At 73.9% G+C, this 19,603-nt stretch carries 19 protein-coding genes, 1 tRNA gene and 2 pseudogenes; 14 read left to right on the top strand and 8 right to left on the bottom strand.

Going from position 1 to position 19,603, the window contains the following annotated elements; genetic code table 11:
• The first annotated feature begins 9 nt into the window (after positions 1–9).
• The 6 genes from G7075_RS17215 to G7075_RS17190 all read left to right on the top strand — a co-directional run bounded on the left by G7075_RS17215 (position 10) and on the right by G7075_RS17190 (position 6,480).
• Positions 10–486 carry a cupin domain-containing protein gene (locus tag G7075_RS17215; protein ID WP_166123658.1) on the top strand — a complete coding sequence of 159 codons (477 nt, stop codon included), beginning with the start codon at positions 10–12 and terminating at the stop codon, positions 484–486.
• Positions 483–1,235 (top strand): SDR family NAD(P)-dependent oxidoreductase, encoded by a 753-nt coding sequence (locus G7075_RS17210; protein ID WP_166123656.1) that lies wholly within the window; start codon positions 483–485, stop codon positions 1,233–1,235. Before G7075_RS17215 ends, G7075_RS17210 begins: the two co-directional genes overlap by 4 nt.
• Positions 1,236–1,347: 112 nt before the next feature.
• Positions 1,348–2,433, top strand: coding sequence for a BMP family ABC transporter substrate-binding protein (locus tag G7075_RS17205; RefSeq protein ID WP_166123654.1), 1,086 nt, complete (start codon positions 1,348–1,350; stop codon positions 2,431–2,433).
• A 211-nt stretch (positions 2,434–2,644) separates the two neighbouring features.
• Positions 2,645–3,781: an ABC transporter permease gene (locus G7075_RS17200; protein WP_166123652.1), complete on the top strand. Its 1,137-nt coding sequence runs from the start codon at positions 2,645–2,647 to the stop codon at positions 3,779–3,781.
• A gap of 30 nt (positions 3,782–3,811) precedes the next feature.
• Entirely contained in the window at positions 3,812–4,810 is a 999-nt protein-coding gene (locus tag G7075_RS17195) for an ABC transporter permease (protein WP_166123650.1), read from the top strand.
• Positions 4,810–6,480 (top strand): ABC transporter ATP-binding protein, encoded by a 1,671-nt coding sequence (locus G7075_RS17190; protein WP_166123648.1) that lies wholly within the window; start codon positions 4,810–4,812, stop codon positions 6,478–6,480. The genes G7075_RS17195 and G7075_RS17190 overlap by 1 nt, the downstream gene beginning before the upstream one ends.
• 89 nt (positions 6,481–6,569) lie before the next feature.
• Here the strand turns inward: G7075_RS17190 and selB are convergent, their stop codons facing one another.
• The 8 genes and pseudogenes from selB to G7075_RS17150 form a co-directional block, all read right to left on the bottom strand.
• The gene (gene selB, locus G7075_RS17185) at positions 6,570–8,333 is read right to left on the bottom strand and encodes a selenocysteine-specific translation elongation factor (protein WP_166123646.1); all 1,764 of its coding nucleotides are present in this window, start codon (positions 8,331–8,333) and stop codon (positions 6,570–6,572) included.
• 1 nt (position 8,334) lies between these two features.
• Positions 8,335–9,626: pseudogene (gene selA / locus G7075_RS17180) on the bottom strand (L-seryl-tRNA(Sec) selenium transferase).
• Between the two features lie 27 nt (positions 9,627–9,653).
• Positions 9,654–9,749: transfer RNA gene (locus G7075_RS17175), tRNA-Sec, on the bottom strand.
• 52 nt (positions 9,750–9,801) lie between these two features.
• Complete coding sequence (locus G7075_RS17170; protein ID WP_166123644.1) at positions 9,802–10,311, bottom strand: hypothetical protein; 510 nt, start codon at positions 10,309–10,311, stop codon at positions 9,802–9,804.
• Positions 10,312–10,362: 51 nt separating this feature from the next.
• Positions 10,363–10,536 carry a hypothetical protein gene (locus G7075_RS17165; protein ID WP_166123642.1) on the bottom strand — a complete coding sequence of 58 codons (174 nt, stop codon included), beginning with the start codon at positions 10,534–10,536 and terminating at the stop codon, positions 10,363–10,365.
• Positions 10,533–11,066: a hypothetical protein gene (locus tag G7075_RS17160; protein ID WP_166123640.1), complete on the bottom strand. Its 534-nt coding sequence runs from the start codon at positions 11,064–11,066 to the stop codon at positions 10,533–10,535. Before G7075_RS17160 ends, G7075_RS17165 begins: the two co-directional genes overlap by 4 nt.
• Before the next feature lie 9 nt (positions 11,067–11,075).
• Positions 11,076–11,555: a hypothetical protein gene (locus G7075_RS17155; protein WP_166123638.1), complete on the bottom strand. Its 480-nt coding sequence runs from the start codon at positions 11,553–11,555 to the stop codon at positions 11,076–11,078.
• Positions 11,556–11,580: 25 nt separating this feature from the next.
• The gene (locus G7075_RS17150; protein WP_166123636.1) at positions 11,581–12,273 is read right to left on the bottom strand and encodes a hypothetical protein; all 693 of its coding nucleotides are present in this window, start codon (positions 12,271–12,273) and stop codon (positions 11,581–11,583) included.
• A 195-nt stretch (positions 12,274–12,468) separates the two neighbouring features.
• Here G7075_RS17150 and G7075_RS17145 point away from each other — a divergent pair, with 195 nt between their 5' ends.
• The 8 genes and pseudogenes from G7075_RS17145 to G7075_RS17110 all read left to right on the top strand — a co-directional run bounded on the left by G7075_RS17145 (position 12,469) and on the right by G7075_RS17110 (position 19,596).
• Positions 12,469–13,005: a SigE family RNA polymerase sigma factor gene (locus G7075_RS17145; RefSeq protein WP_205860552.1), complete on the top strand. Its 537-nt coding sequence runs from the start codon at positions 12,469–12,471 to the stop codon at positions 13,003–13,005.
• Positions 13,006–13,369: 364 nt separating this feature from the next.
• The gene (locus G7075_RS17140) at positions 13,370–13,729 is read left to right on the top strand and encodes a hypothetical protein (RefSeq protein WP_166123634.1); all 360 of its coding nucleotides are present in this window, start codon (positions 13,370–13,372) and stop codon (positions 13,727–13,729) included.
• Positions 13,730–13,805: 76 nt separating this feature from the next.
• A complete protein-coding gene (locus G7075_RS17135) occupies positions 13,806–14,129 on the top strand; it encodes a hypothetical protein (protein ID WP_166123632.1) in 324 nt (107 codons plus the stop codon).
• Positions 14,130–14,226: 97 nt separating this feature from the next.
• Entirely contained in the window at positions 14,227–15,240 is a 1,014-nt protein-coding gene (selD, locus tag G7075_RS17130) for a selenide, water dikinase SelD (RefSeq protein ID WP_166123630.1), read from the top strand.
• A gap of 389 nt (positions 15,241–15,629) precedes the next feature.
• Positions 15,630–16,790 carry a ferredoxin reductase gene (locus tag G7075_RS17125; RefSeq protein ID WP_240917715.1) on the top strand — a complete coding sequence of 387 codons (1,161 nt, stop codon included), beginning with the start codon at positions 15,630–15,632 and terminating at the stop codon, positions 16,788–16,790.
• A 41-nt stretch (positions 16,791–16,831) separates the two neighbouring features.
• Positions 16,832–18,132: pseudogene (locus tag G7075_RS17120) on the top strand (fatty acid desaturase).
• Positions 18,133–18,295: 163 nt separating this feature from the next.
• Entirely contained in the window at positions 18,296–18,787 is a 492-nt protein-coding gene (locus G7075_RS17115) for a CAP domain-containing protein (protein ID WP_166123626.1), read from the top strand.
• 56 nt (positions 18,788–18,843) lie between these two features.
• Positions 18,844–19,596 (top strand): sulfite exporter TauE/SafE family protein, encoded by a 753-nt coding sequence (locus G7075_RS17110; protein ID WP_240917714.1) that lies wholly within the window; start codon positions 18,844–18,846, stop codon positions 19,594–19,596.
• Positions 19,597–19,603: the final 7 nt, after the last annotated feature.

Here is a 19,603-nt window from a genome sequence, read left to right as displayed (position 1 = left end):
AGCCTGCCGATGGTCGAGCCCCCCGCCGAGAGCGCCGAGGAGGTCATCGAGCGGCTCGGGATGGTCCCCATCCCCGAGGAGGGCGCCTGGTACGTCGCCGGTCCGCGGACCCAGGGCCTCAACGCGATCACCGTCCTGCTCACCAACCGGCCCGACGGCTTCTCGGCGATGCACCGGCTGACCATCGACGAGGGCTGGCAGTGGCTGGCCGGTGCCCCGGCCGCGCTCCTGCGCCTGCGGCCGGGTGGCTCGGGGGTCCTCAACTACGTCGGCGAGGAGCACGCGCAGGTCCTCGTCCGCAAGAACACGTGGATGGGCGCGACGACCCTCGGGTACTGGACGCTCCTGTCCTGCTGGTGCGCCCCGGCGTTCCGCCCCGAGCACTTCGAGCTCGGCCGGCGCGAGGCGCTCGTCGACGAGTACCCCACCTTCACCGCCGAGATCTCGACCCTGACCCGCGACGAGCCGGTCGGGCGGATGCGGTGACCGCGCTCGTCACCGGGGCGAGCGGCGGCCTCGGCCGGGCCGCCGCGGTGGCGCTGGCCGTCGCCGGCCACGACGTGGGGGTGCACTTCCGCGGCGACGCCGAGGGGGCGGACGGGACGGCGGCACGGGTGGTCGCGGCCGGACGACGGGCCGCCACCCTCCACGCCGACCTCGCCGTGGTCGACGCCGCCGCCCTCGACCGGGCGGTCGAGGACCTCCTCGACGCGTGCGGCGCGGCGGTCGGCACCCCCGACGTCGTCGTGCTCAACGCCGCCCCGCAGGACCACCTGCCGTGGGACGACCTCGACACCGCCGGCTGGGACGCCCACCTGGTCGGCGGGCTGCGACCGACCGCCGCCCTGCTGAGGCGGGCCGCCGCCCGGATGTCCGCCGGTGGTGTCGTCGTGGTCGTCGGGTCCGTCGAGGGCGTCCGGGCCACGGGCGCGGGCGCCGCGTACGGGGCGACGAAGGCGGCGCTGCACCACCTCGTCGCGACCTCGGCCCACGTCCTCGGGCGCCGCGGCGTCCGGGTGGTCGGCGCCGCGCCCGGGCTCGTCGCGCGCGAGGGCCTCGAGGAGGCCTGGCCGGACGGCGTGGCCCGGTGGCGGGAGGCCTCCGCGCTCGGCCGGCCGGTCACGGCCGACGAGGTCGCGGCCACCGTCGCCTTCCTCGCCTCAGGAGGTGCCTCGGGCATCACCGGCACCACCGTCACCGTCGATGCCGGGTGGTCCGCGAACCCCGCCTGGTGACCCGGCCGCCCGGTCGGTAACGACCCCACAACGAAGCCGTGGCGCATGCGGTGGGGGGCTGTTCTGCCCGTAGCATCTGCTCGTCTGACCCGTCCTCTTGAGGAGATCCTCCATGAAGTCTCGTTACCTCGTCGCGGTCCCCGCGGCGCTCGCCCTGGCCCTCGCGGGCTGTGGCGGCTCCACCGGCACCAGCGGCGGCAGCACCGACACCGGCTCGGCCGCCGCGGGCGCCCCGACCGACGACTCGAAGTGCGCCGACGCCGCGGTCCTCTGCATCGGTCTGGTGACCGACACCGGCAAGGTCGACGACAAGTCGTTCAACCAGTCGGCGCACGAGGGCGCGAAGGCCGCCGCCGAGCAGCTCAAGGGCTACTACAAGTACATCGAGACGCAGGACGCCAAGGACTACGCGGCGAACATGCAGCAGTTCACCAACAAGAAGTACGACGTCGTCGTCACGGTCGGCTTCCTCATGACCGACGCCACGGCCGCGGCTGCCAAGGCCAGCCCCGACACCAAGTTCATCGGTGTCGACCAGGGCTACGACGCCACCAAGGTCACCGAGAAGAACATCACCGGCCTCGTCTTCCCCGAGGACCAGGCGGGCTACGGCGCCGGCTACCTCGCGGGCCTGATGACCAAGACCAACCAGCTCGGCCAGGTCCTCGGCCTCGAGATCCCGCCGGTGCAGAAGTACGCCAAGGGCTTCGAGGCGGGCGCCAAGGCCGCCAACCCCTCGGTCAAGGTCAGCACCGTCTACCACCCCGCCGGTGACAACGCGTTCAACGACCCGGTGTGGGGCGCCGGCGAGGCCCGCAAGATGCTCGCCCAGAAGGCCGACATCATCTTCGGCGCCGGCGGCAACACCGGCAACGGTGCGCTCCAGGAGGTCGCCAAGAACTCCGGCGCCGGCAAGAGCGTGTTCTGCATCGGTGTCGACACCGACCAGTGGGACACCGTCCCGGCCGCCCAGCCGTGCCTCATCACCTCGGCCGAGAAGCTCATCTCCAAGGGTGTGACCGACACGATCACCACCGCGAGCAAGGGCGCCTTCGAGGGTCTGCAGACCCTCGGCCAGGCCGGCCTGTCGGACTACCACGACTTCGACGCGACCATCCCGGCCGACGTCAAGACCAAGGTCGCCGACATCGTCAAGCAGATGGAGGCGGGCACGCTGAAGACCGGCGTGACCCTCTGACGCAGGCGATCACCGGTCACCTCGTGTGACCGACCCCGTCGACGAGGGGGCGGGCATCCTCCGGGTGCCCGCCCCCTCGCACGTCCGGCCGCGGCCGGGCGGACCGGACTGGCAGAACGTGCCCACGCCACCGGTCACGATCGGGCACCCCCGCACTTTCGCCCACGCGGACCGCACGCCAGACTGTGGGCACCCGAGCCATTGGAGACCCATGTCCGAGACCAGCACGGCAGCGCAGCCGGCGCCGCCCGCGGAGCCCGAGCCCCAGGAGCCGCGTGACCGCGGCGGGCTGCTCGCCTACCTCATCGGCCACCAGAGCGGCGTGACGATCATCGTCGCGCTGCTCATCTCGCTCGCGATCGGGTGGGTCATCATCCTGTCGCAGGGGGTCAACGCGCCCTACGCGTACGAGACGCTGGTGCGCGAGGCGCTCTTCGTCGACGGGTCCTTCACCCGCACCCTGCAGAAGACGGCGCCGCTGGTGCTCACCGGGCTGGCCGTCGTGCTCCCGCTGCGCGTGGGCCTGTTCAACATCGGCGGCCAGGGGCAGTTCGCCACCGGCGCGATCTTCGGCGCCTGGGTGGCCTACGCCACCGGGGGTTCCGGCTTCCTCGGGGCGCTGCTCGGGATGGTCGTCGGGCTGGTCTGCGGCGCCGCCGTCGGCATCCTCGTCGGCATCCTCAAGACCTGGCGCGGGGTCCACGAGGTCATCTCGACGATCATGCTCAACTACATCGTCGCGGGCGTGACGTTCTGGCTCGTCGTCGGCCCGCTGCAGGCCGAGTCCTCGAAGACCAGCGGCATCCCGCAGACCGAGGAGATCCCCGAGTCCGCCCAGCTCGGCGCCGTCGGTGGCGTGCCCATCGGGTTCATCGTCGCGGTCGTGCTCGCCGTCGCCTGCTGGTGGATGCTCACCCGCACGACCCTCGGGTTCAAGTTCAACACCGTCGGGGCCAACAAGAGCGCCGCGGGCTACGCCGGCATCTCCATCTCGGTCATCACCGTCCTGTCGCTGGCCATCGGCGCCGGGCTCGCCGGGCTCGGCGGGGCCCTGGAGGCCGCGGGCACGCTGCACCGCTTCGAACCGGCCATCGTGGGCACGCTCGGCTTCGACGGCATCACCATCGCGCTCCTCGCCCGGGCCAACCCGCTGGCCACCATCCCGGCCGCGTTCCTCGTCGGGATGCTGCGCACCGGCGCCGCCGGCCTGCAGTTCGCGACGCAGACCCCGAGCTGCCGAGCGGCATCACGCCGGAGATCGTCGACGTGCTCCTCGCGACGATCCTCCTCATGGTCTCGATCCCCGTGCTCGGCAAGTGGCTCTTCCGCAGCCGCGCCGACAAGGTGAGCGTGGCCTCGACGAGCTGGGGGAACTGACATGGCGGCCTGGTTCACGAAGAACCGCACGACGCTGGCCATCGGCCTCGCCGTCCTCGTCGCGGCATACGTCTTCTACTACGCGAAGCACGACATCGCCCCGTCCATGTACGGCGCCGCGTGGGGCTACGCCATCCCCCTCGTCCTCGCCGCCCTCGTCGGCGTCATCGGCGAGCGCTCGGGCGTGGTGAACATCGGCATCGAGGGGCAGATGCTCCTCGCCGCGTTCGCCGGCTTCTTCGGCGCCGCCTACAGCGGGTCGATGATCGTCGGCATCCTCGCGGGCGTCGGCACCGGCCTCATCGCCGGCGGGTTCCTCGCCCTCACCACGGTGCGCTGGCGGATGGACCAGATCATCGCCGGTGTCGTGCTCAACATCATCGCCACCGGCATCACGTCCTTCTACCTCAAGTCCGGCGAGATCCTTCCGGGTGTCATCCCCAACGTCGACGTGCCGTACCTCTCGGAGATCCCGCTCCTCGGCGAGACCTTCTTCGGTGGCCGCAGCGCCATCGCCCTCGTGGCCATCGCGGCGGCGGTGATCGTGCACCTCGCGCTGTTCCACACCCGCTGGGGCCTGCGCACCCGCGCCGCCGGCGAGTACCCGTCGGCCGCCGACACCGCCGGCATCAACGTCGAGCGGCTGCGCATCGTCAACGTCACGATCGCCGGGTCGCTCGCCGGCCTCGCCGGGCTCTACCTGTCGATGGACGCCTCGGCCTCCTTCGAGCGCGGCATCACCGCCGGGCGCGGCTTCCTCGCGCTGGCCATCATGATCATGGGCGCCTGGCGTCCGCTGCGGGCCCTGGTCATGGCGCTGTTCTTCGGGTTCATCAACGCCGTCGCCTCGCAGCTGCAGCAGACCGGTGGGTTCAACGTGCCGCCGCAGCTCACGGGGACGCTGCCGTACGTCGCGACGCTCATCGTCCTCGCGGTGGCCGCGGGCCGGGTCCGAGGACCGGCGGCGGCCGGGCAGCCCTACGTCAAGAAGGACCAGTGATGAGCGAGCAGACCCCCGGGGTCCCGGACGTCCACGCCGACCCGCAGGCCGCGGTCGACGCCCACCTCGACACGAGCGAGGAGCACCTCGCCGCGCTCGTCACCAACGAGGCCATCCTCGAGCTGCCGCCCGAGCAATCCGGCTTCGGCGCGGGCAACGTCGGCGAGGTGCTGCTCGACATCGAGGGGCTCTCCAAGGCGTTCGGTCCGGTCAAGGCCAACCGCGACATCTCCCTCACCGTGCGGCGCGGCGAGATCGTCGCGCTGCTCGGCGAGAACGGCGCCGGCAAGTCGACGCTGGTCAACCAGATCTTCGGCCTCATCACCCCCGACTCCGGCACGGTGACGATCAAGGGCGACGCGACGGCCATCAAGGACCCCCGCGACGCCATCGCCCGCGGCATCGGCATGGTGCACCAGCACTTCCAGCTCGTGCCGGTGATGACCGTCGCCGAGAACATGGTGCTCGGCCACGAGACGACCCGCGGTGCCGGCATCCTCGACCTCGACGCCGCCCGCCGGATGGTCCGCGAGCTGTCGGCCAAGCACGGCCTGGCCGTCGACCCCGACACCGAGGTCGAGGACCTGCCCGTCGGCACCCAGCAACGGGTCGAGATCCTCAAGGCGCTCTCCCGCAAGGTCGACCTGCTCATCCTCGACGAGCCGACCGCCGTGCTGACGCCGCAGGAGACCGACGAGCTGCTCGCCGTCATGAAGGAGCTCGCGAACTCGGGCACCTCCATCGTCTTCATCACGCACAAGCTGCGCGAGGTGCTCGCCGTCGCCGACCGGGTGTACGTGCTGCGCCAGGGCGGCGTGGTCGGCGAGGTCGCGACCAGGGACACCGACGCGCGCGGGCTGGCGACGATGATGGTCGGCCGCGAGGTCGTCCTGTCCATCGACAAGACCGCGGCCACGCCGGGTGAGACCGTGCTCGAGGTCGAGGACCTGCACGTGCGCGACGACCGCGGCCTCCAGGCCGTCAACGGCTTCTCGCTGTCGGTGCGCGCGGGCGAGATCGTCGGCGTCGCCGGTGTCGAGGGCAACGGCCAGCGCGAGCTCGTCGAGGCCCTCGCCGGGATGCGCAAGGTGGAGTCCGGCCGGATGGCCCTCGGGTCGCTCGACCTCACCCGGGCCAACCCGCACCAGACCCACCACGCGGGTGTCGGGCACGTGCCCGAGGACCGCGAGAAGCACGGGCTGGTCGGTGCCTACTCCATCGCCGACAACCTCGTGCTCAACGAGTTCGACCAGGCGCCGTACGCCAAGTCCGGTGTGCGACAGTTCGATGCGGTGCGGGCGAACGCCGAGAAGCTGCGCGACGAGTTCGACATCCGGTCCTCGGGCGTCATGCAGTCGGCGGGGTCGCTCTCGGGCGGCAACAAGCAGAAGGTCGTCGTCGCGCGCGAGATGTCCTTCAAGCCCAAGCTGCTCATGGCCGCCCAGCCCACCCGCGGCGTCGACGTCGGCTCGATCGAGTTCATCCACCGGCGCATCGTCGAGGCCCGCGACGAGGGCGCCGCGGTGCTGCTCGTGTCGGCCGAGCTCGACGAGATCCTCTCGCTGTCGGACCGCATCGCCGTCGTGCACGGTGGCGCCGTCGTCGCCGAGATGGACGCCAAGGACGCCGACCGCACCGAGATCGGCCGGCTGATGGCGGGCGACCACTGACCCGCTCCGTCCCCGACTGATTGCCCAGAACCCACCTCGAGGCCCCCGGAAACGGCCCTCGGAGGTGGGTTCTGGGCAATCAGTGGGCGTCAGCGCGGCTCGCGGCGGCCGTCGGGGAGGTGCCGGGTGACCCGGCGGCGGTCGAGGTCGGTGCAGACGGCCAGTGCGACCCGGCGCGAGGTGCCGAGCGCGACCCGGGCCTCGGCGAGGGACCACGGGGGGTCGAGGGCGGCCAGCCGGTCGCCGGCCTCGTCGAGGGCGCCGGGCAGGAGGACGACGTCGGGCGCGAGGCGCACCAGCCGGCCGGCGCGTTCGGCCGCGGCCAGGACCCGGTCGTCGAGGCCGAGGCCGGCGAGCTCGGGACGGGTCGGGGCATCGTAGGGGTCGGCGGCCAGGCGTCGCTCGAGGGTGGCGACCGCCTCCTCGTGCGGCCCGAGGTCGCGCGCGGCCGGGAGGGCGACGCGTCCGCCCGAGGTGTGCAGGCCCGCCCGCGCCGCGGCCTCGAGCACCACCGCGAGCGGGACGCCGTGCTCGTGGGCGACGGCGGCCGCGGGTGGGCCGGCGTCGGTGGGGTCCGCCCGACGGGCCGCGGTCGCCCGGTCGCGCAGGGTGGCGGCCAGGTCGGCGAGCAGGGCGGGGTCGACGAGGTGGGCACCCACCGCCTCGACACCGTCGATGGCCGCGGCGTCCTCGCCGGCCGCGGCAGCCACGGCGGCCGCGGGCAGGCCGAGCCGCCGCGCGTGGTCGGCGGCCAGCACCCCGCGGCGCCGCACCGCCCCGGCGAGCCCCGTCGGGTCGTCGGCCAGCGCGGTGGCCCGGCGGGCGGCGGCCCCTCGTCCCCGCAGCTCCGGTGGGTCGGGGTCGAGGACGGTGACGCCGGCGACCACCTGCCGCAGCCCGGGGTCGCGCAGGACGGCCCGGTCGCCCACCGAGAGCGGGACGTCGGCGTCGAGGGCCAGCCGCAGCAGCCGCGGACCGAGCGGGCGGACCCGCACCGGCGGCGCCCCGGACCCGACGTGCAGCACGGCGTGGGTCGGCGGGTCGAGGTCGCGGTCGGTGCCGACGTCGACGAGGCGGGTCGACCACCAGTCACCCGGACGGACCAGTGCCTCGCCCCGGCGTAGCACGTCGGCGTCGAGGTCGCGCAGGTTGACGGCGACGCGGGCCGGCGCGACCGCCTCCTCCACCACCGAACCGAGCGACTCCAGCCGCCGCACGCGCCCCGGCCGGCCGCCGACGAGCACGGCGTCCCCGGCCGCGAGCCGCCCGGACGCCAGCGTGCCCGTCACCACCGTCCCGGCCCCGCGCACAGTGAACACCCGGTCGACCCACAGCCGGGTGCGGTCGTCGGGCTCCTCGGGGACCCCGAGCCCGTCGAGCGCGGCGACGAGGGCCCCCATCCCCTCCCCGGTGCGCGCCGACACGGGCAGCACCGGCAGCCCCGCGAGCGAGGTCCCCACCAGCCGCTCCCGGACGTCGTCCGCCACCGGCCCCGGACCCGCCAGGTCGACCTTGGTCACGATGACGAGCCCCTGCCGGATGCCCAGGGCGTCGAGCGCCGCGACGTGCTCGGCGGTCTGGGCCGACCAGCCCTCGTCCGCGGCGACGACGAGCAGGACGGTGCGCAAGGGCACGACGCCGGCGAGCATCGTCCGGACGTAGTCGGCGTGCCCCGGGACGTCGACGACGGCCAGCCGCCGGCCGGACGGCAGGGTCGTCCAGACGTGCCCGAGCTCGATGGTCAGCCCGCGCCGACGCTCCTCCGCGAGGCGGTCGGGCTCGGTGCCCGTGAGCGCCCGGACCAGCGCCGACTTGCCGTGGTCGACGTGCCCTGCGGTCGCGACGACGAGCACGTCAGGCCCCGGCCAGGGCCGCCCGCACGGCCGCGGCCAGCTCCTCGTCGTCGGCCTCGGGCACGCACCGGAGGTCGACGAGGCAGCGTCCGCCCTCGACCCGGGCGAGCACCGGTGGGCGGCCCGTGCGCAGCCGTGCGGCGACCGCCTCGGGCAGGGCCAGCGCCACCCCGGGCAGCTCGACCCCGGCGCCGCCGCCACCGCCGACCCGCCCGACGCACGGCACGACCTCACCCGCACCGACCTCGTCGCGCAGCACCCCGGTGCGCCGCGCGTGCTCGGAGGGGTCCAGGTGGAGGCTGGCGGGCACCGGCGCGACCGGCCCCCGCAGCGTGGCCTCGAGGGCGGCGAGGGTCAGCTTGTCGACCCGCAGGGCCCGGGCCATCGGGTGCCGCCGCAGCCGCTCGATCACCTCGGCCCGCCCGAGGAGGATGCCGGCCTGCGGCCCGCCGAGCAGCTTGTCGCCGCTGAACAGGACGACGTCGGCGCCGTCGGCGAGCGCCGTCGCGGCGTCGAGCTCGTCGGGGAGGAGCGGGTCGGGGTGCAGCAGACCGGATCCGGCGTCGACGACGAGCGGTACCTGCAGCCCGGCGAGCTCGCGCACCGACACGCTGCTCGTGAACCCCGTGACCCGGTAGTTGCTCGGGTGCACCTTGAGCACCGCGCCGGTCCCCGGGCCGAGGGCGTCCTCGTAGTCCCGCAGCGACGTCCGGTTGGTCATCCCGACCTCGCGGATGCGCGCGCCGGCGCTCTCGACGAGGGGCGGCAGCCGGAAGCCGTCGCCGATCTCGACCATCTCGCCCCGGCTGACGAGCACCTCCCGGCCGCCCGCGAGCGCCGTGGTCGCGAGGAGCAGCGCGGCGGCGGCGTTGTTGACGACCAGCGCCGCCTCGGCCTCCGGCACGGCCGCGAGGAGGGCGGCGACGGCGCCCGCCCCCGACGTCCGCGGCGGCCGGTGGCGAGGTCGAGCTCGACATCGGTGTGCCCGGCGGCCCGCACGACGGCCTCCACCGCGGCCGTCGAGAGCGGTGCGCGACCGAGGTTGGTGTGTACGACGACGCCGGTGGCGTTGAGGACGGGCGCCAGCGAGGACGGCGGGGTGGCCAGGGCCGCGAGCACCGCGGCGCGCACACCGTCGACCGGCACCTCCCCGGCGCGGGCCCGGGCGAGCACCGAGCGGACCACCCGGCGCACCTCCCCCGGCCCGAGGCCGGAGCCGGCCGCGAGCACCCCGGCATCGGCCAGGAGGTCGTCGGTGCGGGGCAGGGCGGCACGGGCGTCGGTGTCGGACACCGCTGCTCCTTCCGCCGCCGGCAGGTCTGGCGGAGGTGGACGGGAATCGAACCCGCCAGCCCGAGCGACTCGGGCTCGTCGGTGTTGAAGACCGCGGGGACCACCAGGAGCCCTGACACCTCCGCGCCGAACCTAGCCGATCCTCGGCGAGAGCGCCCGCGCCCGGAAGCACCGGTCAGGGGCGGGCGAGCGCCGCGAGGAGGGACAGGGTGGCGACCCACAGCACGGCCCGCACGACCCGGTCGCGGCGGTCGAGCGCGGCGTCCCACGTTCCCTCGGGCATCGCCATCCGCCCCAGCGGCATGAGCGCGCGCCCCACCCCGAAGCCGAGCCCGGCGAGAACCCCCGCGGGGAAGCCGCCGACGAGGAGCACCGCGAGCGCGACGACGTGTGGCAGCGCGCTGGTCATGTAGGTGCGCAGGCCGGTGCCCATCTCGAAGCCAAAGCGCACCGCGCCGACCTGTCCGCCGTCGTCGACCACCTCGGGAGGGACCTGCCGGGCGTTCTGCGGCAGCGGGACCCGCACGAGGCCGATCTCGTGCGCCACGAGCACGAGCGCGAGCACCGCCCAGATCGTCACGGCCGGAACGGCGGGCACCACACCGACGACGACCGCCCCGAGGAGGGCCAGCAGCGCACCCGTGACCAGGCCTCCGACCACCTCCCCGAGGGAGAACCACCACATCGCGTGTCCCCGCCACACGGACGAGCTCAGCAGGTCTGCCGAGTTGAAGCTTCAGACCGAGCCCGAGATGGCGTACCCGCCCGCGAGCCCGGCGAGGGCCCACCACGGGGTCGAGGACGCGCCGGACAGGACGATGACCGCCCCGGCCGCGACGAGGAGGGCGATCGCGACGGCCGTGGGCAGCGGCCCGAACAGCCGGCGTGTGACCGGGACGACAACGCTCACAGGGCCGTCCGGCAGATCGAGCTGTTGTAGATCCGCGTCCCGCCCACATCCGCGTAGGACGTGTGGCCGTCCGAGCACTTGCGCTTGAGCGTCGAGTGGCCGGCACCGGTGGCGCCGTACCACTTCCACGCGTTCTTGGTGCCGCAGCTGGTGTCGTAGAACTGGAAGGAGTAGCTGACGAAGCTGTCGTTGTAGGAGTCCCACCGGTGCCAGGTGCCGTTGCACGGGAGGGTCCCGCTGATGTACCACGACGGCGGGGTGCAGACGGTCGAGGGGTTGATGAACCCGTGGCAGTCCGGCCACACGCTGAGCGTCACGGCAGAGGCGCGCGTCGGGCGCAGCTCGAGGGCCGCGACACCGAGCGCGACGGCAGCGCCCGAGACGAGCTGGAAGACGGTGCGACGGGTCGAGACCCGACGGGCCACGATCTCGCGGACGGCGCTCGCCGACGCGCCGGGGGGCTCGCGGTCGAGGTCCGGCAGGTCCGCGAGGGCGAGCCGCCGTGTGGGGACGGGGTCGGTGACGGTCATGGCGGGTCCTCAGGTCGTGGGTGACCCGTGCCGGGCCACGAAGTCGGACAGGGTCGCGAGGTCCGCCGCGGGACCGATGTCGACGACGGCACCGTCGCGGTCGATGACCGCGACGGCCGGTGTGTAGCCCGGCTGGAGGGCCCGGAACGCCGGCGCGTCGACGACGGTGGGCAGCCCCGCGTACGGGGCCGCGGACGACGGGGTGAGCGAGTGGAACTCGACCTCGGGGTGCTCGAGGACGAACCGGGCGAGGTCGGGCTCGAGCGCGGTGCACGACGAGCAGCCCTTCTCGTGGAGCAGGACCATCGCGAACGCCGCGCGGGTCGGGGCGAAGCGCACGGCGAGCCCCGACCGGTCGGCGAACTGCCGGGCGTCGGGCATGACCTCCTTCTGCAGCTCGCGGATCATCCGGAGCATCCCGGTCATCCCGAGGAACATCACGACGATGGCGACCCAGCTGAGGACCAGCGCCGCGGTGGTGGCGCTCACCGGGCCACCACCCCGTCGCGTGACGTCACGCCCATGACACGGCCTCGATGGCCGAGACGAGCTCGAGGCCGGCGTCATCGGCGACCTGCGCGGTGTTGAGGACGGTGACCCAGGCCTGCGGCCCGACGAGGACGATGCGGCTGAGGCCGGCCCCCATGACGTCGTCGGGCAGCGACTGGCGCCAGGCTTCCCCACCGCGCACCCTGGCCCCGGCCCAGCGGGGGATGTCGTCGACGCGCAGCTCGGGACGCTCGAAGCGCAGCTCGCCGACCCCGGGGACGTTCTTCAGCACGTCGATGCGCTCCCAGGCCATCCCCCGGCCCAGGCCCACCCGCAGCCCCCGGGGCGAGTCGCTGAAGGTCAGCCCGTCGAGCAGCGCGAGGCACTGCGCCTGGCTCGCCCCCTCGACGTTGACCCACGACCACGCCTCGTGCCACCGCCCCTGCCAGGCGACGAGCGACTGCGTGCGGTCGGCCCGCGCCGCGACGAGCACCGTTCCGCCCTGACGCGTGTACTCGCCGACGTAGTCGCCGTCGAGCAGGACGCGCACGTTGTGGTCGGTCACGCCGACCGGGGCGACCATCAGGCCGCGCGTCTCGCGGTTCGAGGTGGCCCCGGCGAGGACGCCGACCGTGAAGCGGGCCGAGACGAACCACGGCTCGGTCAACCGCTGGTCGACGCCGTCGACTCTCAGCACGCTGCCGTCCGGCAGCACCACGTCCTTTCCCCGACACCCTTCCAGGGCGTGTCTGCCGATGCTCGGGCGGAACGGACCATGGCGGCCTCCTCGACGTGTGTGACCCCCGTCACACGCCGGGCAGCCTACGCCCGTGGGCCGCCGCCGTCACCCCGGGGAAGGGAACCCACGGCCGGGGCGTGCAACATCCGGGCCCCCTGGCGTGTACTAGAGGGTGTGAAGGCGATCGAGGAGCGGTCGGTCCAGCCCCTGGCCGACGAGGACTTCGCGCGGTGGGCCGAGGCCACCGCGGGGCGGCTCCTGCGCCTCGCCCATGCCCTGACCGGCTCGCGTGCCGACGCCGAGGACCTCACCCAGGACACCCTCGTCAAGGTGGGGCTGGCGTGGCACCGCCTCCGCCAGGGCGAGGAGCCCTACCCCTACGCACGCCGGACGATGGTCAACCTCTTCCTCAACGGGCGGCGGCGGAACCGGTTGTGGCACAGCGTCGCACCCCGCCTCCGTGAGGACGTGAACCACACACCTGAGGCCGATCCCGACGGTCTCGCCGGGGCGCGCACCCTCCTCGACCGGCTGCCACCCAAGCAGCGCGCCGCCGTGGCCCTGCGCTACCTGCTCGACCTCGACGACGCCACCATCGCCGCCGAGCTCGGCTGCACCGAGGGCAGCGTGCGCTCCCACGTCTCGCGAGGGCTCGCCACCCTGCGGGCCTCGGCCCCACACCACCCCCTCCCGCTCGAGGAGTCGTCATGACACCGACACCGCGCCCCCCCGCCGACCTCGAGCGCGCCCTCGACCCGCAGACGTGGGACCTCGACGTCCCCCCGGGCCTCGCCGAGCGGGTCGTCATCGGGGTCGACAGGGCCCGCCGTCGCCGACGGGGGGCGTTGGCCGCCACCGCGGCGGTCGCGGCCCTCGTCGCCGGCACGGGCACCTGGGCCCTCGTCCGCGACCCGGCCCCCCGGACGGGCCGGTGGCGGTCGCGGCGTCCCCTCCCGGGGCGCCGGGGGTCGACCTCGACGGGTGGACGTTCACCCCACCCGCCGGGTGCCGGGCCCTGGACTCGGAGTCCTCGAGCACGGTGAACTTCGGACCGCAGGGCCTCGACAGCAGTGGCGTGGCCCCCACGGCGGACGAGCTGCGCGTCCGGCTCAGCGGCTTCTCGTACGAGTGCTCCGGGAGCATCCTGTCGGTGACCCGGATCGACCCGCTCCCCGTGCCGGGGGGCGCAGGCCTCTCGCCGCTCGGGACGCCGACGTCCCGCACCTCGGTGGTGCGCGCCGTCGCGGCCATCACCGTCGACCCCGGACACCCCGACGCCGCGCTGTCGCGGCTGCGCACCCGCGTCACGAGCGAGGGCAACGCCGTGCGGGCCACCGTCCCCGACCCCGCGTGGGGCGTGTTCGCCGTCCACGTCGCCGGCGGCGACCCGGCGCGGATCGACCCCCTCGTCGACAGCCTCCGGCGCACCGGCTGACCCTTGTCACGCCGCTGTGACGCGTGTCACAGTGAGGCGGCCCCGCGGAGGACCCGGGGCCGGGAAGGGGTACCCGATGACCATGCACCAGCTCCGCCGGGCCGGCGCACTCGCGCTGGTCACCGGCCTGGCCGCCCTGACGACCGCCGCCCCCGCCGCGGCCGCCGTCGCCGGCAAGTTCACGGCCAGTGGCGTCTACATCCGGCGGTGCGCGAACACCACCTGCGTCGCGGACGGCCAGGGCTACCCGTCGCACTCGGTGACGCTGTCCTGCTACGTCCAGGGCGGATGGGCCGCCGGGACGAACATCTGGTACCGCCTGCGCGACAACTCGACCGGCGTCTCCGGGTACTCGATCTCGACCTACGTCGACTTCAACGGCAACCTCGGCCGCTGCTGACCGCCGACCAGGGCACCCGGACGGCGCGGCACGCCCACGGCCGCGGGACCGCGCCGGGCCGACCCCGGGCCGACCCCGCGTGGCTAGGGTCGGCTGCATGCTCCCCCGCCTGACCCAGACCGCGTCCGGAGGCGGGTGCGCCTGCAAGATCCCTCCCGGCGAGCTGCGCGCCCTGCTCGCCGGCGTCGACCTCCCGGGGTCCGACGCCCTCCTCGTCGGCGCCGACACCGGCGACGACGCGGCGGTGGTGCGCCTCGACGGCGGCCGGGCGGTGGTCTCGACGGTCGACTTCTTCACCCCCGTCGTCGACGACCCGCACGACTGGGGCCGGATCGCCGCCACGAACGCGATGTCCGACGTCTGGGCGATGGGCGGGGAGCCGCTCCTGGCCGTCAACCTCGTCACCTGGCCGCGGGCGACCCTGCCGATGGACCTCCTCGCCGAGGCCCTCCGCGGCGGCGCCCGGGCCTGCGCCGAGGTCGGGGTGCCGCTGGCCGGTGGGCACAGCATCGACGGCCCGGAGCCGGTCTACGGTCTCGCCGTCACCGGCCTCGCCGACCCGGACTGGTTGCTGCGCAACGACTCCGCCGTCCCCGGCGCCGCCCTCTCGCTCACCAAGCCGCTCGGCCTCGGCATCCTCAACAACCGTCACAAGACCACCGGCGAGGTCTTCCCCGAGGCGGTCGACGTGATGACGAGCCCCAACCGCGACGCCTCCCGGGCCGCCCTGGCCGCCGGGCTGCGGGCCGCCACCGACGTCACCGGGTTCGGCCTGCTCGGCCACCTCACGGCGATGATGCGCGCCTCCGGCACGACGGCCGTCCTCGACGTCGACGCCGTCCCCGTGCTGGAGGCGGCGCTCCGCTCGCTCGCCGAGGGCTACGTGCCCGGCGGCTCGCGCCGCAACCTCGACTGGGTGCGCCCGGACCTCGACGCGGGCGACGCCGGTGAGGACGCCCTCCTGGTGCTCGCCGACGCCCAGACCTCCGGCGGGCTGCTGCTCGGCGGCGAGGTCGCGGGCGCCCCGGTCATCGGCGAGGTCGTGCCCCGGCGGGCCGACGGCGCCCTCGTCGTCCTCCGGGGACGGGCGCCCCGCGCCGTGGCCCGCTGAGCGGTTCCTGGAAGCCCTCCTGACGCCCCAGCAGGGGTAACCACCCCACTTCCGCCACCGGGAAGCCGTCCTGGCGCCCCACCAGGGGCGACCACCCCGCATCCGCCACCGGGAAGCCGTCCTGGCGCCCCAGCAGGGGTGACCACCCCACTTCCGCCACCAGGAAGCCCTCCTGACGCCCCACCAGGGGTGACCACCCCACTTCCGCCACCGGGAAGCCGTCCTGGCGCCCCAACAGGGGTGACCACCCGCATCCGCCACCAGGAAGCCTTCCTGGCGTCCCAGTGGGGGCCCGGAACCGTTGCGCCCCCTCGGGCGTCGGGTGCGCCCCTGAGTGAATCCTTGGTTACGGAATCGTAAGTTACGCGAACGTAGGTTACGCTGGGGTAGTGAGCGCATCCACCGTCGACCGACCGACCCCCACCCCGGGGGCCCTCCGGCCGCGCCTCGGCGCCCACGCCCCCGGCCCGCTCGGCGGCCTGGTGCGAGGAGCGCGCAAGGTGGCCGAGGCCCTCGCCACACCCCTCGTCCCCGACGACTACCTCGACCTGCTCGACCCGATGCGCACCGGCGCCGACCTGCGCGGACGCATCGTCGAGGTCCGCCCCGAGACCGCCGACGCCGCCACCGTCGTCATCCGGCCCGGTCGTGGCTGGCGCGGGCACGTCCCCGGCCAGTACATCCGCATCGGCGTCGACATCGACGGCGTGCGGCACTGGCGGGCCTACAGCCTGACCCACCGCGCCGACGGCTCGGCGGCCGCGGGCATCCCGGCCGGCTGCGTCGCCATCACGACCAAGGCGATCCCCGAGGGCCGGGTCTCCACCCACCTCGTGCGGCACGCCGCCCCCGGCACCCTCGTGATGCTCGACCAGGCCACCGGCGACTTCACCCTCCCCACCCCGGCCCCGGCCAAGGTCCTCTTCCTCACCGCCGGCAGCGGCATCACGCCGGTCATGGGGATGCTGCGCAACCACCTCGGCGAGCTCGACGACGTCGCCCACGTGCACTGCGCCCCGAGCGAGCGCGACGTCATCTTCGCCACCGAGCTCGCCGGCCACCACGACGCCGGGCGCCTCGCCCTCAGCCTCAACCTCGACGACGTGCACGGGGTCCTCGACCTCGCCCGCCTCGACGCCCTCGTCCCCGACTGGCGCGAGCGCGAGACCTGGCTCTGCGGCCCGACCGCCCTGCTCGACGCCGCCGAGCAGCACTGGGCCGACGCCGGCCTGCCCGAGCGCCTCCACGTCGAGCGCTTCCGGCCCAGCGTCGTCGAGCCCGGCGAGGGCGGCACCGTCACCTTCGCCAAGAGCAGCCGGGTCGTCGAGGCCGACGGCTCGACCGCCATCCTCGACGCCGGCGAGGACGCCGGCGTCCTCATGCCGAGCGGGTGCCGGATGGGCATCTGCTTCGGCTGCGTCGTGCCCCTGCGCTCCGGCGCGATCCGTGACCTGCGCACCGGCGAGGTCACCGTGCACGAGTCCGACGAGCCACTGCCCGTCCAGACCTGCGTCAACGCCGTCGCGGGCTCCTGCGAGCTCGACCTCTGACCACCGACCGCCCTCCCGCACACCTCACGGAAGGACCCCTCATGACCCTCGCACCCGAGCGCACCCCGAGCCACGGCTCGACCAAGCCCCAGGGCATCAACCCCCGCCTGCGCGTCCAGAGCGACACCCCGCGCCCGCAGCGCCCGGCCCTCAAGAAGTCGGGCCGGCCCAACCCCGCGGCGCACCTGACCCCCGACCAGATCGAGGCCATCGGCGTCGAGCTCGACGCCCTCCGCAAGGAGGTCATGGACAGCCGTGGCGCGGCCGACGCGGCTTACATCCGCAAGGTCATCAAGGTCCAGCGATACCTCGAGATGGGTTCTCGCGCAGCCCTGCTCTTCAGCAACGTCAAGGTCAAGGGCTTTCGCCCGGCCTGGTGGATCGGCACGGCCGGCCTGTCGGTGGCCAAGATCCTCGAGAACATGGAGATCGGCCACAACGTCATGCACGGCCAGTGGGACTGGATGCGTGACCCGAAGATCCACTCGACCGCGTGGGAGTGGGACAACGCCTCGCCGGCCTCGCAGTGGAAGCACAGCCACAACGAGATCCACCACACCTTCACCAACGTGCTCGGGCGCGACAACGACCTCGGCTACGGGATCCTGCGCGTCGACGAGGACCAGAAGTGGAGCCCCTTCTACCTCTTCCAGCCGATCTGGCACGTCGGCAACGCCCTGCTCTTCGAGTACTCCATCGCGGCCTACGACCTCGAGCTCGGCGGCTACCTCGCGAAGAAGAACCGGATGAGCGAGGAGGACAAGGCGAAGTTCCGCGCCGACCGCGACGAGGTCGTCCAGAAGATCAAGCGCCAGGCGACGAAGGACTACCTCGTCCACCCGGCGCTCTCGGCGGCCACCGGCTCGGCCCGCACGACGCTGACGGCCAACGTCGTCGCCAACCTCGTGCGCAACGTGTGGACCAACACGGTCATCATCTGCGGACACTTCCCGCCCGGGATCGCGACCTTCGAGAAGACCTCGATCGACGGCGAGACCCGTGGCGAGTGGTACCTGCGCCAGATGCTCGGCTCCGGCAACATCTCGGGGTCGAAGGCGATGCACGTGATGAGCGGCAACCTCAGCCACCAGATCGAGCACCACCTCTTCCCGGACATGCCGAGCAACCGGTACGCCGAGATCGCCCCCGCATCCGCGACCTCATGGAGCGCAACGACCTGCCCTACGTCACCGGGTCGCTCGGCAAGCAGGCCGCGTCGGTGTACTGGAAGGTCGTCCAGCTCTCGCTGCCGAACAAGGTCGAGGGCCGTCGGCGCCGCGACATCGTCAAGCTCGAGCTGACCAAGGCCTGGCGCAAGAAGAAGCTCGGCCGCCGCTACTGACGGCCCCCGCGCCCCGCACCGACCGCCCCCGGCCCCGCACGGCCGGGGCGGTCGGCATCCCCCGTTCGGTCCGTGCCGGGCCCGACGGGTGTGCGCGACCCCACCCCGACGGGTTACCGTGGCCGCGCCCCGGACCCCCTGCCCCCGACCCCGAGGTACCGCCGTGACCCACCCCACCCTGCGCTCCACCGCCCTGCGCGCCCTCGCCTGCACCGCGTTGCTGGCCCCGGTCGGCTTCGTCGCCGCCGAGCCCGCGAGCGCCGCGACGAACAGCCAGATGCAGAAGGACGTCATCACCCTCGTCAACGCCCAGCGCAAGAAGGTCGGCTGCGCCCCGCTGCGCACGAGCACCGCCCTGCGCAACGCCGCGGTCCTGCACAGCGTCGACATGCGGACGAAGAACTACTTCAGCCACACCTCCAAGGACGGCCGCAGCCCCTGGGACCGGATCAAGGCGCAGAAGTACCCCTACGGCTCGGCCGAGAACATCGCCGCCGGCCAGCGCACCGCCAAGGCCGTCGTCGACGCCTGGATGAAGAGCACCGGCCACCGCAAGAACATCCTCAACTGCAAGAACAAGGCCGTCGGCGTCGGTGTCTCGAAGGGCTCCGGCACGTACTGGATCTACTGGACCCAGGACTTCGGCACCCGCTGAGCCGCGTCCGTCCCGGCTATCGTCGAGCCTGACGGGGTCGGGCGATCGGAGGCGGAGTGGAGCTGCTCGGCGGCACCGCTCTCGCGGCGCTGTCGATGGGCGTCGCGGCGCTCGTCATCGGCTACTCCAAGACCGCGCTCGGCGGGCTCGCCGTCGTGTCGGTGGCGATCTTCGCCTCGGTCCTGCCCGCCCGGCAGTCGACCGGGGCCATCCTCGCGGTGCTCATCGTCGGCGACCTCGTCGCGGTGTGGCACTACCGGCGCGACGCCGACTGGGCCATCGTCCGGCGGCTCCTCCCGGCCGTCCTGCCCGGCCTGGTCCTCGGCTCGGTCTTCCTCGGCCTCGTCGACGACACCGTCCTGCGGCGCAGCATCGGCGGCATCCTGCTGGCCCTCGTGCTGCTCCAGCTGTGGGTGAAGTGGCGCTCGGGTGAGGAGGCCTCCACGGTGCACGAGCGGCGGGCGGCGTCGTGGGCCGCGGGCACGGCGGCGGGCTTCGCGACGATGACGGCCAACGCCGCCGGCGCCGTGATGACGCTCTACCTCTCGGCCTCGGGCATCGACAAGCGCCGGTTCGTCGGCACCAACGCGTGGTTCTTCCTCATCGTCAACCTCGTCAAGGTGCCGTTCTCGGTCGGCCTCGGGCTGCTGCACTGGCGCGACGCGGGCCGCGCCGGGCTGCTCGCCCCGCTCGTGCTCCTCGGCGGCGTGCTCGGGTACGCGACGGTGCGGCGGATCAGCCAGCGCGGGTTCGACGTCGCCGTGCTCCTCGCCTCGGCCGTCGCCGCCGCCGCCCTCCTGCTCGGCTGAGGCGGCC

This window comes from Phycicoccus sp. HDW14, from assembly GCF_011383005.1.
GTDB lineage: Bacteria > Actinomycetota > Actinomycetes > Actinomycetales > Dermatophilaceae > Phycicoccus.
This window is presented reverse-complemented; position numbering and strand designations above follow the sequence as displayed.

Coding starts and splice junctions, on each gene's coding strand:
- G7075_RS17135 (WP_166123632.1), top strand. CDS start 13,806: ATGACCATGCACCAGCTCCGCCGGGCCGGCGCACTCGCGCTGGTCACC.
- G7075_RS17160 (WP_166123640.1), bottom strand. CDS start 11,066: ATGACCGTCACCGACCCCGTCCCCACACGGCGGCTCGCCCTCGCGGAC.
- selD (WP_166123630.1), top strand. CDS start 14,227: ATGCTCCCCCGCCTGACCCAGACCGCGTCCGGAGGCGGGTGCGCCTGC.
- G7075_RS17195 (WP_166123650.1), top strand. CDS start 3,812: ATGGCGGCCTGGTTCACGAAGAACCGCACGACGCTGGCCATCGGCCTC.
- G7075_RS17200 (WP_166123652.1), top strand. CDS start 2,645: ATGTCCGAGACCAGCACGGCAGCGCAGCCGGCGCCGCCCGCGGAGCCC.
- G7075_RS17170 (WP_166123644.1), bottom strand. CDS start 10,311: ATGTGGTGGTTCTCCCTCGGGGAGGTGGTCGGAGGCCTGGTCACGGGT.
- G7075_RS17190 (WP_166123648.1), top strand. CDS start 4,810: ATGAGCGAGCAGACCCCCGGGGTCCCGGACGTCCACGCCGACCCGCAG.
- G7075_RS17215 (WP_166123658.1), top strand. CDS start 10: ATGGTCGAGCCCCCCGCCGAGAGCGCCGAGGAGGTCATCGAGCGGCTC.
- G7075_RS17205 (WP_166123654.1), top strand. CDS start 1,348: ATGAAGTCTCGTTACCTCGTCGCGGTCCCCGCGGCGCTCGCCCTGGCC.